Source organism: Kosakonia sp. H7A, assembly GCF_003028445.1.
GTDB lineage: Bacteria > Pseudomonadota > Gammaproteobacteria > Enterobacterales > Enterobacteriaceae > Kosakonia > Kosakonia radicincitans.
In genome coordinates, this window is sequence record NZ_PYTZ01000003.1 from 45,816 (window position 1) to 64,559 (window position 18,744).

The following is an 18,744-nucleotide window of genomic DNA, read 5'->3' on the forward strand; positions in this document are numbered from 1 at the left end:
CGTTAGTGTTCTCTGGTTTTAGAAGGTCCTGGCGGGACGGGATCGTCGCCACCCGGGTGTAAAGGGTGGCATTTTAATACGCGTTTCATTGTCAACCAACTGCCTTTTAACATACCAAACCTGCGCAATGCCTCAATTCCATATTGCGAACAGGTGGGGGTGAAACGGCAGTGCGGCCCAAGTAGCGGACTAATCAGGCGTTGATAGACCCTAATCAGGGCTATCAGGACCCGTGAGCCAGGCGACAATGGCGGCGCCATAATTTTTCCAACGCTTCCGAGAGAGCACGGTTATCGAGGTCGGCAACCCCCTTCTTCGCCACCACCACGAAATCCATTGCTGGCAATTCATGCTGGCGTAAACGGAAACTTTCACGCGTCAGACGTTTAATCCGATTGCGTTCATGGGCGCGTTTAACATTTTTCTTGGCGACGGTCAGACCGATACGGGGATGCCCCAGCGAATTCAGGCGGCCGAGGATGGTGATTTGCGGCGTGCCAGCCCGTTGTGGCTGCTGGAAGACGAAAGTGAAATGAGTGGGAGTTAACAAACGTAACTCCCTGGGAAAAGCGAGCTTAACCACTCAGGGGTTAGCTTTATTACTTGGAAACGGTCAGACGTGCGCGGCCTTTAGCGCGACGACGAGCCAGAACCTGGCGACCATTTTTAGTAGCCATACGAGCACGGAAGCCGTGAGAACGGTTGCGCTTCAGTACAGACGGTTGAAAAGTGCGTTTCATGGCGGTTTCTACCTAAACTTGAATAAATTCACTGACTTTTGCGTATGCCTGAACGGATATCGAACGACAGGCGCGCAAGCCATGGGTAATTAAAGAGGCCGGATTGTAATAATTGTACACTCCAGAGTCAATTCTCTTTCCTTATAGCGCACGTATTTTCGCACATAATCGCGCAAAAAATAAGCTGCATTCGACGCCTGAAAACGAGCAAGACGCGCCGGGGGCAGAATTATACGGGGCAAACGGCAAAGCGCAAGGATCCTCCAGGATCTTCATTAGATCGTTTAAGCAAGAAATCATCATTACTCATTAAATTTTCCAATATGCGGACTAAAACGTCCCGCACGCCTGCGCGGATCGATTACACTTAGCCGGTTCCGAATTGCCCTGTGGATAAATCATAAAGAATCTGTGAGAAACAGAAGATCTCTGCGGCGGTTTACGCTATGATCCGCGGTCCCGATCGCGATCCAGGATCGTTCTTAGGGCACAAACCGTAGATAGCGGTTCGCACGTCACCCGGTTGGGTCTTATCGATGTGCGTCAAAAAACTTTAATGTTTCTGTCTTTTTATTTATCGATTTTCGTTCGAGTGGAGTCCGCCGTGTCACTTTCGCTTTGGCAGCAGTGTCTTGCCCGATTGCAGGATGAGTTACCAGCCACAGAATTTAGTATGTGGATACGCCCGTTGCAGGCGGAACTGAGCGATAACACGCTGGCACTGTACGCGCCAAACCGTTTTGTGCTCGATTGGGTAAGAGACAAATATCTTAATAATATCAATGGACTGCTGAATGAGTTCTGCGGCCCGGATGCCCCGCAGCTGCGTTTTGAGGTGGGTTCCCGCCCGGTCAGCCAGTCGCTGAAAGAACCTGCGACAATCGCTGCGCCCGCACAAGCGGCGCAGGTCGTCGTTCAGCGTGCAGCGCCGGCAGCGCGTCCTGGCTGGGACAATGTTCCTGCGCCGGCAGAGCCGACCTATCGTTCCAATGTTAATGTGAAACATACCTTTGATAACTTTGTTGAAGGTAAATCCAACCAGCTGGCTCGCGCGGCGGCTCGCCAGGTTGCGGATAACCCCGGTGGTGCCTATAACCCGCTGTTTTTATATGGCGGTACAGGTCTGGGTAAAACGCACTTGCTGCATGCGGTGGGTAACGGCATTGTGGCGCGAAAGCCGAATGCCAAAGTGGTGTATATGCACTCCGAGCGCTTTGTCCAGGATATGGTAAAAGCCCTGCAAAACAATGCGATCGAAGAGTTTAAACGCTACTACCGCTCCGTTGATGCCCTGCTGATTGACGATATTCAATTCTTTGCCAATAAAGAACGATCCCAGGAAGAGTTTTTCCACACCTTTAACGCGTTGCTGGAAGGCAATCAGCAGATCATTCTTACATCGGATCGCTATCCGAAAGAGATCAATGGCGTTGAGGATCGTTTAAAATCTCGCTTTGGCTGGGGCTTAACGGTAGCGATCGAGCCGCCGGAACTGGAAACCCGCGTTGCGATCCTGATGAAAAAAGCAGATGAAAACGATATTCGTCTGCCGGGCGAAGTGGCCTTCTTTATTGCCAAGCGCCTGCGCTCGAACGTGCGTGAGCTGGAAGGGGCGCTGAACCGCGTGATTGCTAATGCCAACTTCACCGGCCGCGCGATCACCATCGATTTTGTCCGTGAAGCATTGCGCGATCTGCTGGCGCTACAGGAAAAACTGGTCACCATTGATAATATTCAAAAGACAGTGGCCGAGTACTACAAGATCAAGGTTGCGGATCTTCTCTCCAAGCGTCGATCCCGTTCGGTAGCCCGTCCGCGCCAGATGGCGATGGCGCTGGCAAAGGAGCTGACTAACCATAGCCTGCCGGAAATCGGTGATGCTTTTGGTGGTCGCGACCATACTACCGTGCTGCATGCCTGCCGTAAGATTGAGCAGTTGCGTGAAGAAAGCCATGATATCAAAGAAGATTTTTCCAATTTAATCAGAACATTATCTTCGTGACGCTATGAAATTTACCGTTGAACGTGAACATTTATTAAAGCCGCTGCAACAGGTTAGCGGCCCATTGGGCGGTCGCCCGACGTTGCCTATTCTCGGTAATCTGCTGCTTCAGGTTACTGAAGGCGCGCTGTCGCTGACCGGCACCGATCTTGAAATGGAGATGGTGGCGCGCGTTGCGCTGGTTCAGCCGCATGAACAGGGCGCAACCACGGTACCGGCGCGTAAATTCTTCGACATCTGTCGCGGTCTGCCGGAAGGGGCGGAAATCGCCGTGCAGCTGGAAGGCGAGCGTATGCTGATCCGTTCCGGGCGCAGCCGTTTCTCGCTATCCACGCTGCCCGCTGCGGACTTCCCGAATCTGGACGACTGGCAAAGCGAAGTGGAGTTCACGCTGCCGCAGGCCACGATGAAGCGCCTGATCGAAGCGACACAGTTCTCCATGGCGCATCAGGACGTACGTTACTACTTAAACGGCATGCTGTTTGAAACCGAAGGCGAAGAGCTGCGTACCGTGGCCACTGACGGCCACCGTCTGGCGGTCTGTTCGATGCCAATTGGCGAATCATTGCCGAACCATTCGGTGATCGTGCCGCGTAAAGGCGTGATTGAGTTGATGCGTATGCTTGATGGTGGCGATACGCCGCTGCGCGTGCAGATTGGCAGCAACAATATTCGTGCGCACGTCGGTGATTTCATCTTCACTTCCAAACTGGTTGATGGCCGTTTTCCGGATTATCGTCGCGTTCTGCCGAAGAATCCTGACAAAACGCTGGAAGCTGGCTGCGATTCGCTCAAGCAGGCATTTGCCCGCGCGGCGATCCTCTCCAACGAGAAGTTCCGTGGTGTGCGTCTGTATGTCAGTGAGAACCAGATCAAAATCACCGCCAACAACCCGGAGCAGGAAGAAGCCGAAGAGTTTCTCGACGTCACCTACGCTGGCAGCGAAATGGAAATCGGCTTTAATGTCAGCTATGTGCTGGACGTACTGAATGCGCTGAAGTGCGAGAACGTACGTATTCTGCTGACGGATTCAGTTTCCAGCGTGCAGATTGAAGATGCGGCCAGTCAAAGCGCGGCCTATGTCGTCATGCCAATGCGTTTGTAGAAAAGTATCGGGCTATCTTACTTGTTATTCTGGCTCCGGGCAGTGCTCGCAATCCTCACGTACTTCAGTACGCTCCGGTTGCTGTGCGCTGGCCGTAACCAGACTAACTGCGACGATAACGCCCTGGTGATGAGTAAATCATGTCGCTAACCCGATTACTGATCAAAGATTTCCGTAATATTGAGAATGCAGATCTCGCATTATCTCCCGGCTTTAATTTCCTCGTCGGCGCCAACGGCAGTGGTAAAACCAGCGTGCTGGAAGCTATTTACACGCTCGGTCATGGCCGGGCGTTTCGCAGTTTGCAAATCGGCCGCGTGATTCGTCATGAGCAGGAATCGTTTGTTTTACATGGGCGATTGCAGGGCGAAGAGCGCGAAACCTCGATTGGTTTGACCAAAGATAAGCTCGGTGACAGCAAGGTGCGCATTGACGGCACCGACGGTCACAAAGTGGCTGAACTGGCTCTGCTGATGCCGATGCAGCTCATCACCCCTGAGGGGTTTACTTTGCTCAATGGCGGCCCCAAATATCGAAGAGCGTTCCTTGACTGGGGTTGTTTTCACAATGAGAGCGGTTTTTTTACCGCCTGGAGCAATCTCAAGCGCCTGCTGAAGCAGCGCAACGCCGCATTGCGCCAGGTGAGCCACTATGCGCAGCTTCGTCCGTGGGATAAAGAGTTGATCCCGCTGGCGGAACAGCTAAGCCGCTGGCGTGCCGAATACAGTGCCGCCATTGCGGAAGATATGGCTGATACCTGCCGCCAGTTTTTACCGGAGTTCTCCCTCACTTTTTCGTTTCAGCGCGGGTGGGAAAAGGAGACCGATTACAGTGAGGTGCTGGAGCGCAATTTTGAGCGCGACCGCATGCTGACTTACACCGCTCACGGTCCGCATAAAGCGGATTTCCGCATCAGGGCGGACGGTGCGCCGGTTGAAGATACGCTGTCTCGCGGGCAGTTAAAACTCCTGATGTGCGCGCTGCGTCTGGCGCAGGGCGAGTTTTTAACGCGTGAAAGCGGACGACGCTGTTTATACCTGATAGATGATTTTGCCTCCGAACTTGATGACGAGAAGCGCGGCCTGTTAGCCAGCCGGTTAAAAGCCACGCAGTCACAGGTTTTTGTCAGCGCGATCAGCGCCGAGCACGTAATGGACATGTCGGACAAAAATTCGAAGATGTTCACCGTGGAAAAGGGTAAAATAACGGATTAACCCAAGATAAAATGAGCGAGAAACGTTGATGTCGAATTCTTATGACTCCTCCAGTATCAAAGTCCTGAAAGGGCTGGATGCGGTGCGTAAGCGCCCGGGTATGTATATCGGCGATACGGATGACGGCACCGGTCTGCACCATATGGTATTCGAGGTGGTAGATAACGCTATCGACGAAGCGCTCGCAGGGTACTGTAAAGACATTGTCGTCACCATCCACAGCGATAACTCTGTCTCTGTACAGGATGACGGCCGTGGTATCCCGACCGGTATTCACCCGGAAGAGGGCGTTTCCGCAGCGGAAGTGATCATGACCGTTCTGCACGCAGGCGGTAAGTTCGACGATAACTCCTATAAAGTTTCCGGCGGTCTGCATGGCGTAGGTGTTTCCGTGGTTAACGCCCTGTCGCAGAAACTGGAGTTGGTGATCCAGCGCGACAACAAAGTCCACCGTCAGATTTATGAGCACGGCGTGCCGCAGGCTCCGCTGGCGGTCACCGGTGAAACCGAATCGACTGGTACGATGGTGCGTTTCTGGCCAAGCTATGAAACCTTCACCAACGTCACCGAATTCGAATATGAAATTCTGGCGAAACGCCTGCGTGAGTTGTCCTTCCTCAACTCCGGCGTTTCTATTCGCCTGCGCGACAAGCGCGACGGCAAAGAAGACCATTTCCACTACGAAGGCGGCATCAAGGCGTTTGTTGAATATCTCAACAAGAATAAAACGCCGATCCACCCGAACATTTTCTACTTCTCCACGGAAAAAGACGGTATCGGTGTGGAAGTGGCATTGCAGTGGAATGACGGTTTCCAGGAAAACATCTACTGCTTTACCAACAACATTCCGCAGCGCGACGGCGGTACTCACCTTGCTGGCTTCCGCGCGGCGATGACCCGTACGCTGAATGCCTACATGGATAAAGAGGGCTACAGCAAGAAAGCTAAAGTCAGCGCCACCGGCGACGATGCCCGTGAAGGCCTGATTGCTGTGGTTTCGGTAAAAGTGCCGGATCCGAAATTCTCCTCGCAGACCAAAGATAAACTGGTCTCCTCTGAGGTGAAAACGGCGGTTGAACAGCAGATGAATGAACTGCTGGCTGAGTACCTGCTGGAAAACCCGTCCGACGCGAAAATCGTGGTCGGCAAGATTATTGATGCGGCGCGCGCCCGTGAAGCTGCGCGTAAAGCCCGTGAAATGACCCGCCGTAAAGGCGCGCTGGATCTGGCCGGTCTGCCGGGCAAACTGGCTGATTGCCAGGAGCGTGACCCGGCGCTGTCCGAACTCTACTTAGTGGAAGGGGACTCGGCGGGCGGTTCTGCGAAACAGGGCCGTAACCGTAAGAACCAGGCGATTCTGCCGCTGAAAGGTAAGATCCTCAACGTTGAGAAAGCACGCTTCGACAAGATGCTCTCTTCGCAGGAAGTGGCGACGCTTATCACTGCGCTGGGCTGCGGTATTGGCCGCGATGAGTACAACCCGGACAAACTGCGCTATCACAGCATCATCATCATGACCGATGCGGACGTCGATGGCTCGCACATCCGTACGCTGCTGTTGACCTTCTTCTACCGTCAGATGCCGGAAATCGTTGAGCGTGGTCACGTCTACATCGCTCAGCCGCCGCTGTACAAAGTGAAGAAAGGCAAACAGGAACAATACATTAAAGATGACGATGCGATGGATCAGTATCAAATCGCCATTGCGCTGGACGGCGCAACGCTGCACGCCAACGCCAGCGCACCAGCTCTGGCCGGAGAGCCGCTGGAAAAACTGGTTGCCGAGTATAACGCTGCACAGAAAATGATCGGTCGAATGGAGCGCCGCTTCCCGCGTACGCTGCTGAAAGCGCTGGTGTATCAGCCGACGCTGACGGAAGCCGATCTTTCCGACGAACAGAAAGTGTCTCGTTGGGTGAACGCGCTGGTTACCGAGCTGAATGAGAACGAACAGCACGGCAGCCAGTGGAAGTTTGATGTACGTGAAAACAGTGCGCTGAGTCACTTCGAGCCGATCATTCGCGTGCGTACGCACGGCGTCGATACCGACTATCCGCTGGATCACGAGTTTGTTACCGGTGGCGAATATCGTCGTCTGTGCACGCTGGGTGAAAAACTGCGCGGCCTGATTGAAGATGATGCCTTTATTGAACGCGGCGAGCGCCGTCAGCCGGTCACCAGCTTTGAGCAGGCTTTGGACTGGCTGGTGAAAGAGTCCCGCCGCGGTCTCGCTATCCAGCGTTATAAAGGTCTGGGCGAGATGAACCCGGAACAGCTGTGGGAAACGACCATGGATCCGGAAAGCCGCCGTATGCTGCGCGTGACCGTGAAAGACGCCATCGCTGCTGATCAGCTGTTCACCACACTGATGGGCGATGCCGTTGAGCCGCGTCGTGCGTTTATCGAAGAGAACGCCCTGAAAGCGGCGAATATCGATATTTAACGGCTTACAGGCCGAATTGTAGGCCGGGTAAACGCAGAGCCACCCGGCGAAAAGCGCCTGAGGCGCTGCGCTTATCAGGCCTGGAGGCTGAATCCTCCGTTTTATGGCGAAAAAGGGGAATCCCGGTTCCCCTTCCTGTCCCCCTTTTCACCCCGTCGCGCTGCTGTTTTTTGAGCGGAATCGCGTTAGCATGGGTCCTGAAAAATCTCATCTGGGGATCTCATGGCTATAAAACTTATTGCAATCGATATGGACGGCACGCTGCTGCTGCCGGATCACACCATCTCTCCCGCCGTTAAAAATGCTATCGCCGCTGCGCGCGAGCGCGGTATTAACGTGGTGCTGACCACGGGCCGACCCTATGCGGGCGTTCACAGCTACATGAAAGAGCTGCATATGGAGCGGGAAGGTGATTATTGCATCACCTACAACGGCGCACTGGTACAGAACGCCATTGACGGCAGCACGGTAGCGCAAACGACGTTGAGCTATGATGATTACCGCTACCTGGAGAAACTCTCCCGCGAAGTTGGTTCTCATTTCCACGCCCTTGATCGCAATACGCTTTACACCGCAAACCGGGACATCAGCTACTACACGGTGCACGAATCTTACGTGGCAACGATTCCGCTGGTGTTCTGCGAGGCAGAAAAGATGGATCCCGCAACGCAGTTCCTCAAAGTGATGATGATTGATGACCCGGTGATCCTCGATCAGGCTATTGCCCGCATCCCGCAGGAAGTGAAAGAGAAGTATACCGTGCTGAAAAGTGCGCCGTACTACCTCGAAATACTGGATAAACGAGTCAATAAAGGCACCGGTGTGAAATCCCTTGCCGAGGCGCTGAATATCAAGCAGGACGAGATCATGGCGATTGGCGATCAGGAAAACGACATCGCAATGATCGAATATGCTGGCGTGGGTGTGGCGATGGATAACGCCATTCCATCGGTGAAAGAAATCGCGAACTTTGTCACCAAATCCAACCTTGAAGACGGCGTTGCTTACGCCATCGAGAAATTTGCCCTGAACTAAGCGATTCTCGCAGGCAGGAGCGCATTGCTCTTGCTTGTGGCTTTCCGAATCGTAGTCATTTCCCCTCGGATCCATTACTCTGAAGCGCTTACTCCGCTTCCGGGTTTATCCGCTAATGAAACAACTCACCTTCGCTGCGCGTCACCATCAACTGACCAATATTCATAGCTGGACACCAGACAGCCAGTGGCTGGTTTTCGATGTTCGCCCCTCCGGCGCATCGTTTACCGGGAAAACCATTGAGCGTGTCAATGTGCACAGTGGTGAGGTTGAAGTGCTGTATACGGCAACGGACGGCGCGCATGTTGGTGTGGTGACGGTCAGCCCACAGGCGGAAAAATATGTTTTTATCCATGGCCCGGAAAACCCTGACGACAACTGGCAGTATGATTTTCACCATCGCCGGGGCGTTATTACGGAAAAGGGCGTAACGCGGAATCTGGATGCGCTGGATATCACCGCGCCTTACACGCCGGGCGCGCTGCGCGGCGGCACGCACGTGCATGTGTTCAGCCCGAATGGTGAAAACGTCAGCTTTACCTATAACGACCACGTTATGCATGCGCTTTCTCCGGCAAAAGATCTGCGTAATGTCGGCGTTGCGGTGCCGTTTGGCCCGGTAACGCCGCCCTGCACACATCCGCGTGAATATGGCGGCAGCCACTGGTGCGTACTGATCAGCCGCACAACATCCACGCCCGTGCCGGGCAGCGACGATATCAATCGTGCTTACGAAGAGGGATGGGTTGGCAACGACAGGCTGGCGTTCATCGGCGATACGCTTTCGACAGGCGGTGAAAAAGTGCCGGAGTTGTTTATTGTCGCGCTGCCTGGCGATGAACAAGGCTGGAAAACCGCAGGTGATGCGCCGCTGGCGGGCAGCGAACAAACTCTGCCCGCGCCGCCAAAAGGCGTGGTGCAAAAGCGTCTGACATTCACTCACCAACGCCGTTATCCTGGCTTAGTAAATGTGCCGCGCCACTGGGTGCGCAGCAATCCGCAGGCCACGCAGATTGCGTTTTTGATGCGTGATGAGCGCGGTATTGTGCAGTTGTGGTTGATAAGCCCGGACGGCGGTGAACCGCGCCAGTTAACTTTTACTGCCGGTGGTATCCAGTCGGCCTTTAACTGGCATCCCTCCGGCGAGGCGCTGGGATTTGTACTGGAAAACCGCATTGCGCTATGCGATGCCGGGCGCGGTGACATCACCTTTTTGACATCCGATCACGTAAATCCACCGTCTGCCGATGCCGTGGTGTTTTCACCAGACGGGAAGCTGATCGCCTGGATGGAAGAGGTGGAAGGCTTCCGCCAGCTGTGGATGACGGAAACCCGACTGTAAATCAGGGAGCAGGCATGGGCGCTGGCGGGATCACCGAGTTGGTCGCCAGGTTTGCCTGTTCGCTCTTTTCAACCCGTGATTTGATGGAATCATCCTTGCGGAAGAGATCCCACGGCAGCAGTAAGGTGTCCATGACAGCGGTAAAAGGCATATCCAGTACCACCAGCGACTTGGTGCCAATGCCAGTTTCATCATCGGAAAGCATGGCCGAACTGGCGCGCGTTCCAGGATAAACCCCTTCTTTGCCGCCCGTATGCGACATGACGCTTGAGCAACCTGACAACATCATTCCGTAGAGCAAAACAGAAACTATAAGCGTTGTTTTCATCATCGATTAATCATCGTTGTTTGTAGTTTGAATGCTACTCAGGCGGTTATAGCCTCCCTTTTGGGAAAGGGATAGCATTCGGGTTCCGCTCTGTGGCGGTACTCGCACTTTGTCCTTTTGTGCTGTGATCCCAGTCTATGCATTGCGCCAGAAAGTGCAAAAAAAAGTCGGTATTCCACCCTTGAAATCAGACCCGTCAGCCATATTTTAGGAATGTAACCAAGAAACACGCCGGAAGGGTGTTGGGTTACGGTAATGGCCTGTTCCTTGTGGAAGGCATGGAAAAATCTCGCTGATTTCAGGAGCTTTTAAGTATGCGTAATTTCGATCTCTCCCCGCTTTATCGTTCGGCTATTGGTTTTGACCGTCTGTTTAATCTGCTGGAAAACAACCAGAACCAGAGCAATGGCGGTTACCCTCCGTACAACGTTGAATTAGTGGATGAAAACCACTACCGCATCGCCATTGCTGTGGCCGGTTTCGCTGAGAGCGAACTGGAAATCACCGCGCAGGACAACCTGCTGGTGGTGAAAGGCTCCCACAGTGACGAGCAAAAAGAGCGTACTTACCTCTATCAGGGCATTGCCGAGCGCAACTTCGAACGCAAATTCCAGCTGGCGGAAAATATTCATGTCAATGGTGCCAACCTGGTGAACGGCCTGCTCTACATCGATCTGGAACGCGTGATCCCGGAAGAGAAAAAACCGCGTCGCATCGAAATTAACTAATTGTTCCGGGTTGCCACTGGCGGCCCGGTCCCGACATGCTCGCCGACAGGGGGCATATGTGAGCCATTGCGCTCGCAGGTATTCACTCGCTTCTTAGAAGGAGAAACACTCATGCGTAACTATGATTTATCCCCGATTTTTCGTCAGTGGATTGGCTTCGACAAACTGGCTAACGCCCTGCAAAGCACCACTGAACAGCAGTCTTTCCCTCCTTACAACATTGAGAAAGGCGACGATAACCACTACCGCATCACCCTTGCGCTGGCCGGTTTCCGCCAGGAAGAGCTGGATATTCAGCTGGAAAATAACCGCCTGACCATTAAAGGCACGCCGGAAAAACCGGCCAACGAGCCGAAATGGTTGCATCAGGGGTTGGTGATACAGCCGTTCAGCCTGAGCTTTACGCTGGCCGACTTTATGGAAGTCTCCGGCGCGACCTTTGCCAACGGTTTGCTGCATATCGATCTACTGCGTAACGTGCCGGAAAGCGCGGCGCCGCAACGGATTGCCATCAGCAATCGACCGGCGTTAAATAGCTAACGGTTGCAGAACAAAAGGCTCCGCATACGGAGCCTTTATTGTTTATGCGTGAACGCGCTGCAAAAAACGCTGCCGCCAGGGTTTGAGCACGAAAAAGGCCAGCAGCGCGCAGAGAATATCAAGCGTGATGGCGCAGCCAAACACCAGATTCCAGCTTCCCGTTTGCTGATACATTAGCGCCGCCAGCGGCCCGCCAAAGATGGAACCAATCCCCTGCGAAATATAGAGCCAGCCGTAGTTCGCTGTCGCATGCTGCGTGCCGAAGGTATCGGTTAGCGTGGCGGGGAAAAGTGAAAAAATCTCGCCCCAGCCGAAAAAAACCACCCCGGAGAGCAAAACAAACAGCAGCGGATCGTCTTTGCACAACAACCACAACGCCATCGCACAGCCTTCCAGGCCAAAAGCGATAAACATCATATTTTCGCGACCGATGCGGTCAGAAATATAGCCGCACACCGGGCGCGTCAGCCCGTTCATAAAGCGGTCGATGGTCATCGCCAGCGGCAGCGCCGCCACGCCCATTACGGTCACTGCGGTAATACCGAAATCTTCGGCGAAAATCGCCATCTGTGAAGTGACCATCAGCCCGGAGGTGGACATCATGGTCATCATCACAAACATCAGCCAGAACAACGGCTTGCGTAGCATCTCTCCTGGAGAAAAACTTTTAGCACTCATCGCCAGGCTACTGTTGCTCTCCTGCGTGTTGAGTGTTTGCGGCGCGCGTAGCCCCTGGCTGGCAATAAAACCAATGACCGCCATGACCAGCCCGAACTGCCAGAGCGTGTTTTCCAGCCCCTTCGCGGCCAGCGATTGTGTGACCGGAAAGGTGGTCAGAATCGCGCCCATGCCATAGCCCGCCGCCACCATCCCTGTGGCAAATCCGCGTTTTTCCGGGAACCAGCGCACCATCAGACCCACCACGCCGATGTAAACAATCCCGGTGCCAAGGCCGCCCAGCACGCCGTAATAGAGATAAAGTTCGCTCAGGCTACTGATGGTTGAGGTCAGCATCCAGCTTACGCCGCTCAGCACAGTACCAATGGCAATTAACCTGCGCGGGCCGAACTTATCGATCAATCGCCCCTGAAAAGGTGAGAAGAAGGTTTGCAAAATGATCAACAGGGAAAAGGTGAGCTGAATTTCCGCCAGCGGAACGTTCAGCTTTGCCATAAAAGGGCGCGTAAACAGCGCCCAGACATATTGCGGGCTGGAGATGGAGATCATACACAGCAAGCCCAGCGCTAACTGGGTCCACTTTTTCTGGCTGGTAACCACTACGTGAGTCAGTGTTGTATTTGTCATGCCGCCCCCTGTTTTTAACAAAAGTGGGCTTTTGCATTAACCATGCCATAACCTATTGTTGTGTCTGACATTCCCGGAATGCTTAGCAGGCGCACGGTTTTTTCCGCCCGTGTCGGTAAAAGGGTGTGCTTTTGTTCAGGGCAACGGTTTTCTGCTGGTGCAATCTTCGCCACATTCTGAGGCAAATAAATTCCATACACTGTGTAAGGGGTAACCTATACAGCTATTACGGGTTCTGCCAAACTCCTTGCAGTCATCATGTACAGGGAAAAGATCATGAGTGATATTGCCTTAACGGTAAGCGTACTGGCGCTGGTGGCCGTTGTCGGATTGTGGATCGGCAATGTGAAGATCCGCGGTGTGGGTTTCGGTATTGGCGGTGTGCTGTTTGGCGGGATAATTGTCGGCCACCTTTTAGATAAACTGGGTATCACTATAAGCGGTCAGATACTGCTTTTTGTGCAGGAATTTGGCCTGATCCTGTTTGTTTATACCATCGGCATCCAGGTGGGCCCGGGGTTCTTCGCTTCTTTACGCGTTTCTGGCCTGCGCCTGAATCTGTTCGCTGTTTTAATCGTTGTTCTCGGCGGTCTTGTCACCACCATTCTGTATAAACTTTTTGCTATTCCACTGCCGGTGGTGCTGGGGATTTTTTCCGGTGCGGTCACCAATACGCCAGCGCTTGGCGCAGGGCAGCAGATCCTGCGTGATTTAGGCATTCCTGGCCCGCAGCTCGACCAGATGGGGATGAGCTACGCCATGGCGTATCCGTTTGGTATTTGCGGTATTTTGCTCAGTATGTGGCTGCTACGCGTGTTGTTTCGCGTTAATGTCGATGAAGAGGCGCGACAGCACGACGCAACGCTAAGCAATGGCACTTCACTGATCCGCACCATCAATATCCGCGTGGAAAACCCGAATCTCAACAATATGGCGATTCAGGACGTTCCCATTCTTAACAGCGATAAAATCATCTGCTCGCGTCTCAAACGGAATGATTTACTGATGGTGCCCTCGCCGGGCACGCTGATTCAGTCCGGAGATTTGTTGCATCTGGTGGGGCTTCCGAAGGATCTGCATAACGCGCAGTTGGTGATAGGCAAAGAAGTTGATACCTCTTTGTCGACGCGCGGCACGGATTTGCGTGTCGAACGCGTGGTGGTAACCAACGAAAAAGTGCTGGGGAAAAAAATCCGCGATCTGCACTTCAAGGAGCGCTACGACGTCGTGATTTCCCGCCTGAACCGCGCCGGTGTGGAGCTGGTAGCCAGCAGCGATGCCAGCCTGCAATTCGGCGATATCCTTAATCTTGTCGGGCGTCCGGCGGCAATCGAAGCGGTGACTAACGAAGTCGGCAATGCCCAGCACAAGTTGCAGCAGGTACAAATGCTGCCGGTGTTTATTGGTATTGGGCTTGGCGTTCTGCTGGGATCGTTGCCGTTGTATATACCAGGGTTTCCGGCAGCGCTGAAGCTGGGTCTCGCGGGCGGGCCGCTGATTATGGCGTTGATTCTTGGGCGAATTGGTACGATCGGCAAGTTGTACTGGTTTATGCCGCCCAGTGCGAACCTGGCGCTGCGCGAACTGGGCATTGTGCTGTTCTTGTCGGTGGTGGGGCTGAAATCGGGCGGTGATTTTATTGCCACGCTGACCCAGGGCGATGGGTTGAAATGGATGTGTTATGGCATTCTTATCACCGCCATTCCGCTGATCACCGTCGGTTTACTGGCGCGAATGCTGGCGAAGATGAACTATCTGACCCTCTGCGGCATGCTGGCCGGGTCGATGACCGATCCGCCGGCGCTGGCGTTTGCCAACGGCCTGCATGCCACCAGTGGCGCGGCGGCACTCTCGTATGCGACGGTTTATCCGCTGGTGATGTTTTTACGTATTATCACCCCACAGCTTCTGGCGGTACTGTTCTGGGGGATGGGTTAATGGCGTTCCGGCATGAACACGGCGCAGGTGGTAATCCACCTGATACTCGCTGGTGTTGCGGAACATCACTGAGTAGTTAAGAAATTCGCCGCTGTCGCTGTAGGAGAGTGAAGTAATACGCAGCAGCGGCGTTTGTTCCGCCACGTTCAGCAAGCTGGCCACCTGTTTATCGGCCAGCACCGGCGTCAGGCTCTCGTAGTTACCGCTGATGGTGATTCCGCACTCCTTCTCGATATAATCGAATTTCGACCCCTCCAGATGCCCCAGTGACAGCGAACGGAATAGTTTCACCGGCATATAGCTGTCTTCCAGCATCAGTGGCTTTCCCTCTACGTAGCGAACCCTCCGTGAGAAGTAGATCCGTTCGTTAATTTGTATGCGCAACTGGCTGGCAATGGCTGGCGGGGCCGGCATCACTTCGAACTGCAAAACCTGGCTCTGCACCTCTTTGCCCTGTCGGCGCAGCACTTCTACCAGCCCAGTCAGATTGGTGGTTTCATGATGAACGTCTTTGCGTGCGACAAATGTCCCGCTGCCGTGACGGCGTACCACTAATCCCCAGCCCACCAGCAGATCAACCGCCTTGCGAATCGTCATTCGCGCCACGCCAAACTCCAGCGCCAGCGCCTTTTCGCCCGGTAACGGGCTGCCGATATTGTAATCCGATGAATTGAGCCGCAGGCGTAATCGCTCAGCAATAGATTTGTAGATCACCTGTAGACCTCTCTGCCCCCGTCAGCGGGAACATTGCCTCTGAATATGTCCATTTTTTGCCTGAAAAGTAGACCTGAGCACGTGAAATAAAACCATGAAAGCGATCACGAATCGCAGCGGCGCGCCATGTTGGCGCGGCGGCGACTTCTTATGCTGCTCACAGGTCCACAAAAAACCAACAAGGCCTCTACCCCCTACAAGTTGTTACATGAGGATTCTATGATGCTCAGTCAAATACAACGCTTCGGCGGCGCTATGTTCACACCGGTGCTGCTCTTCCCGTTCGCCGGTATGGTGGTGGGTATTGCCATCATGCTGAGTAATCCCCTGTTTGTCGGCGCGACATTAACCGCACCCGACAATCTGTTTGCGCAATGTGTCCATATCATCGAAGAGGGCGGCTGGGCGGTGTTTCGCAATATGCCGCTGATTTTCGCCGTCGGTTTACCGATTGGGCTGGCAAAACAGGCGCAAGGGCGAGCCTGCCTGGCGGTGCTGATCAGTTTTCTGACCTGGAATTACTTCATTAACGCCATGGGAATGACCTGGGGTCACTTTTTTGGCGTCGATTTTAGCATTGAACCCACGGCGGGCAGCGGTTTAACGCTGATTGCCGGGATCAAAACTCTCGACACCAGCATTATCGGGGCGATTGCGATTTCCGGCATTGTCACCGCCATCCATAACCGCTTTTTCGACAAACCGCTGCCCGTGTTTCTCGGCATCTTCCAGGGCACCTCATTTGTGGTGATTATCGCCTTCCTGGTGATGATCCCCTGCGCCTGGCTGACGCTGTTGGGCTGGCCGAAAGTGCAGCTTGGCATTGAATCGTTGCAGACTTTTCTGCGCTCTGCCGGGGCGCTGGGCGTGTGGATTTACACTTTCCTGGAACGCATTCTGATCCCGACCGGGCTGCACCACTTTGTCTACGGCCCCTTTATCTTCGGCCCGGCGGCGGTGGAAGGCGGTATTCAGATGTACTGGGCGCAACATCTACAGGCATTCAGCCAGAGTACCGAACCACTAAAAGTTCTGTTCCCGGAAGGCGGCTTTGCCCTGCATGGTAACTCGAAAGTGTTTGGCTCCATCGGCATCGCGCTGGCGATTTGGTATACCGCCGCGCCGGAAAACCGCGTCAAAGTCGCGGGACTGCTGATCCCCGCAACGCTGACGGCTGTACTGGTGGGCATTACTGAACCGCTGGAATTCACCTTCCTGTTTATATCCCCGCTGCTGTTTGCTGTTCACGCTGTACTGGCAGCGACGATGGCGACGGTAATGTATAGCTTTGGTGTGGTGGGCAATATGGGCGGTGGGCTGCTCGACCAGTTTCTGCCGCAAAACTGGATCCCGATGTTCCATAACCATGCTGCGACGGTTTTCACCCAGATTGCCATCGGCCTCTGTTTTACCGCGCTCTATTTCGTCGTTTTCCGCACGTTGATCGCCGTCTTAAACCTGAAAACGCCCGGCCGGGAAGAGAGTGAAATCAAACTCTACAGCAAGGCCGATTACAAAGCAGCGCGCGGACAAACCACGGCGGCAGCGAAAGACTCGCTGGGCCAGGCTGCGGGATTTTTGCAGGCGCTGGGCGGTGCGGCAAACATCGAAAGCGTCAATAACTGCGCGACGCGGCTGCGCATCACGCTGGTCGATACGGCGAAAACCCAAAGCGACGACGTCTTTAAAGCGCTGGGCGCGCACGGTGTTGTGCGACGCGGCAACGCCATCCAGGTGATTGTCGGCCTGCATGTTCCCCTGCTGCGCGACCAGCTTGAATCCCTGATGAAAACCCCTTTGACCAATGAACCATCCACCATGACGGAGGCAGTATCATGAAACAGTTTTCAGTGGTTATCGCCGGCGGCGGCAGCACGTTTACCCCCGGTATCGTTTTGATGTTGCTGGCAAACCGCGATCGCTTCCCGCTGCGGGCGCTGAAATTTTATGACAACGATGGCGCGCGCCAGGAAACCATCGCCGAAGCCTGCAAAATTATCCTGCAGGAGCAGGCGCCGGAGATTGAATTCAGCTACACCACCGACCCGCAAAAAGCCTTTACCGATGTCGATTTTGTGATGGCGCATATCCGCGTCGGTAAATACCCGATGCGTGAAAAAGATGAAAAAATCCCGCTGCGCCACGGTGTATTAGGCCAGGAAACCTGCGGGCCTGGCGGTATCGCCTACGGTATGCGTTCTATCGGCGGCGTTCTGGAGCTGGTTGATTATATGGAAAAATATTCACCCAATGCGTGGATGCTTAACTACTCCAACCCGGCAGCAATTGTCGCGGAAGCCACGCGTCGCCTGCGCCCGCAGGCCAAAATTCTTAACATCTGCGATATGCCTATCGGCATTGAAGGACGGATGGCGCAAATTGTCGGTCTGAAAGACCGCAAAGAGATGCGGGTACGCTACTACGGGCTTAACCACTTCGGCTGGTGGACATCAATTGAAGATCTGAACGGTAACGATTTGATGCCGAAATTGCGCGAATATGTGGCGAAACACGGTTATGTTCCGCCAGCGGATAACGCACATACCGAAGCAAGCTGGAACGATACGTTCGCCAAAGCGAAAGATGTGCAGGCGCTCGACCCGGATACCATGCCAAACACTTATCTGAAGTATTACTTCTTCCCGGATTACGTGGTTGCTCACAGTAACCCGGAACGTACGCGTGCCAATGAGGTGATGGATCATCGTGAGAAGCAGGTGTTTGGCGCTTGCCGGGCGATTATTGCTGCCGGGAAGTCTTCCGCCGGTGAGCTGGAGATTGACGAACATGCCTCTTACATTGTCGATCTGGCTACCGCCATTGCCTTTAACACCCAGGAGCGCATGTTGCTGATCGTGACGAACAATGGTGCCATTCATAATTTTGATGCCGATGCGATGGTAGAAATTCCTTGTCTGGTGGGGAAAAACGGCCCGGAACCGCTGACGGTCGGTGATATTCCGCACTTCCAGAAAGGGTTGATGAGCCAGCAGGTGGCGGTGGAAAAACTGGTGGTTGATGCCTGGGAACAGCGCTCCTACCAGAAGTTGTGGCAGGCGATCACACTGTCGAAAACTGTGCCCAGTGCGACGGTGGCGAAAGCGATTCTCGACGATCTGCTGGAAGCGAACAAAGCGTACTGGCCGCCGCTGCATTAATTCTCCTGTCCGGCACCGTCAGGGTGCCGGCTTTCCATTGCGCGAAAGAGTCGAAAAGCGTCAGTTTATCCGCTACTTTGAAGGCCTGGCCGGAGCGGTTTTTCCCTTTACCGTTGCAAGAAGGGGTAATGCCGGCAAGGTTATCAACGTGG

17 protein-coding genes are annotated in these 18,744 nt (G+C 54.1%); 11 read left to right on the forward strand and 6 right to left on the reverse strand.

Annotated elements, in window-relative coordinates; translation table 11 throughout:
- Positions 1–2 precede the first annotated feature (2 nt).
- From yidD to rpmH, 3 genes are read right to left on the reverse strand one after another with little or no spacing between them, the layout of a single operon-like run.
- Positions 3–260: a membrane protein insertion efficiency factor YidD gene (gene yidD / locus CWM66_RS13110; protein WP_071531959.1), complete on the reverse strand. Its 258-nt coding sequence runs from the start codon at positions 258–260 to the stop codon at positions 3–5.
- Positions 224–583, reverse strand: a complete 360-nt coding sequence (gene rnpA, locus CWM66_RS13115; protein WP_035886831.1) for a ribonuclease P protein component — start codon at positions 581–583, stop codon at positions 224–226. Before rnpA ends, yidD begins: the two co-directional genes overlap by 37 nt.
- 16 nt (positions 584–599) lie before the next feature.
- A complete protein-coding gene (gene rpmH, locus CWM66_RS13120; protein WP_000831330.1) occupies positions 600–740 on the reverse strand; it encodes a 50S ribosomal protein L34 in 141 nt (46 codons plus the stop codon).
- Between the two features lie 604 nt (positions 741–1,344).
- Here rpmH and dnaA point away from each other — a divergent pair.
- The 6 genes from dnaA (at position 1,345) to CWM66_RS13160 (ending at position 9,881) form a co-directional block, all read left to right on the forward strand.
- Entirely contained in the window at positions 1,345–2,742 is a 1,398-nt protein-coding gene (gene dnaA / locus CWM66_RS13130; RefSeq protein ID WP_007369397.1) for a chromosomal replication initiator protein DnaA, read from the forward strand.
- 4 nt (positions 2,743–2,746) lie between these two features.
- Positions 2,747–3,847: a DNA polymerase III subunit beta gene (gene dnaN, locus CWM66_RS13135; protein ID WP_007369398.1), complete on the forward strand. Its 1,101-nt coding sequence runs from the start codon at positions 2,747–2,749 to the stop codon at positions 3,845–3,847.
- A gap of 140 nt (positions 3,848–3,987) precedes the next feature.
- The gene (gene recF, locus CWM66_RS13140) at positions 3,988–5,061 is read left to right on the forward strand and encodes a DNA replication/repair protein RecF (protein WP_007369399.1); all 1,074 of its coding nucleotides are present in this window, start codon (positions 3,988–3,990) and stop codon (positions 5,059–5,061) included.
- A gap of 28 nt (positions 5,062–5,089) precedes the next feature.
- Positions 5,090–7,504: a DNA topoisomerase (ATP-hydrolyzing) subunit B gene (gene gyrB / locus CWM66_RS13145; RefSeq protein ID WP_007369400.1), complete on the forward strand. Its 2,415-nt coding sequence runs from the start codon at positions 5,090–5,092 to the stop codon at positions 7,502–7,504.
- Between the two features lie 222 nt (positions 7,505–7,726).
- Positions 7,727–8,539 (forward strand): sugar-phosphatase, encoded by an 813-nt coding sequence (gene yidA, locus CWM66_RS13155; RefSeq protein ID WP_007369401.1) that lies wholly within the window; start codon positions 7,727–7,729, stop codon positions 8,537–8,539.
- Between the two features lie 115 nt (positions 8,540–8,654).
- Positions 8,655–9,881 carry a DUF3748 domain-containing protein gene (locus CWM66_RS13160; RefSeq protein WP_007369402.1) on the forward strand — a complete coding sequence of 409 codons (1,227 nt, stop codon included), beginning with the start codon at positions 8,655–8,657 and terminating at the stop codon, positions 9,879–9,881.
- Between the two features lies 1 nt (position 9,882).
- Here the strand turns inward: CWM66_RS13160 and CWM66_RS13165 are convergent, their stop codons facing one another.
- Positions 9,883–10,212, reverse strand: coding sequence for a YceK/YidQ family lipoprotein (locus CWM66_RS13165; protein ID WP_007369403.1), 330 nt, complete (start codon positions 10,210–10,212; stop codon positions 9,883–9,885).
- Between the two features lie 311 nt (positions 10,213–10,523).
- Between CWM66_RS13165 and ibpA the strand changes: the two genes are divergently transcribed.
- Positions 10,524–10,937, forward strand: a complete 414-nt coding sequence (gene ibpA, locus CWM66_RS13170; protein ID WP_007369404.1) for a small heat shock chaperone IbpA — start codon at positions 10,524–10,526, stop codon at positions 10,935–10,937.
- A gap of 111 nt (positions 10,938–11,048) precedes the next feature.
- Positions 11,049–11,477: a small heat shock chaperone IbpB gene (gene ibpB, locus CWM66_RS13175; RefSeq protein ID WP_071921730.1), complete on the forward strand. Its 429-nt coding sequence runs from the start codon at positions 11,049–11,051 to the stop codon at positions 11,475–11,477.
- 42 nt (positions 11,478–11,519) lie between these two features.
- On the opposite strand, the gene oxlT is transcribed toward ibpB, so the two are convergent.
- On the reverse strand, positions 11,520–12,782 hold the full coding sequence (oxlT, locus tag CWM66_RS13180) for an oxalate/formate MFS antiporter (protein ID WP_071921729.1): 1,263 nt from the start codon (positions 12,780–12,782) through the stop codon (positions 11,520–11,522).
- A 276-nt stretch (positions 12,783–13,058) separates the two neighbouring features.
- Between oxlT and CWM66_RS13185 the strand changes: the two genes are divergently transcribed.
- Positions 13,059–14,720 (forward strand): putative transporter, encoded by a 1,662-nt coding sequence (locus tag CWM66_RS13185; protein WP_007369408.1) that lies wholly within the window; start codon positions 13,059–13,061, stop codon positions 14,718–14,720.
- On the opposite strand, the gene CWM66_RS13190 is transcribed toward CWM66_RS13185, so the two are convergent.
- Positions 14,667–15,434 carry a GntR family transcriptional regulator gene (locus CWM66_RS13190; protein WP_072440492.1) on the reverse strand — a complete coding sequence of 256 codons (768 nt, stop codon included), beginning with the start codon at positions 15,432–15,434 and terminating at the stop codon, positions 14,667–14,669. The two genes, CWM66_RS13185 and CWM66_RS13190, sit on opposite strands and share 54 nt — an antisense overlap.
- Before the next feature lie 222 nt (positions 15,435–15,656).
- On the opposite strand from CWM66_RS13190, the gene CWM66_RS13195 reads away from it, so the two are divergent.
- Entirely contained in the window at positions 15,657–17,273 is a 1,617-nt protein-coding gene (locus CWM66_RS13195) for an alpha-glucoside-specific PTS transporter subunit IIBC (protein WP_007369409.1), read from the forward strand.
- The gene (locus CWM66_RS13200) at positions 17,270–18,592 is read left to right on the forward strand and encodes a 6-phospho-alpha-glucosidase (protein WP_072440490.1); all 1,323 of its coding nucleotides are present in this window, start codon (positions 17,270–17,272) and stop codon (positions 18,590–18,592) included. Before CWM66_RS13195 ends, CWM66_RS13200 begins: the two co-directional genes overlap by 4 nt.
- The last annotated feature ends 152 nt before the right edge of the window (positions 18,593–18,744 follow it).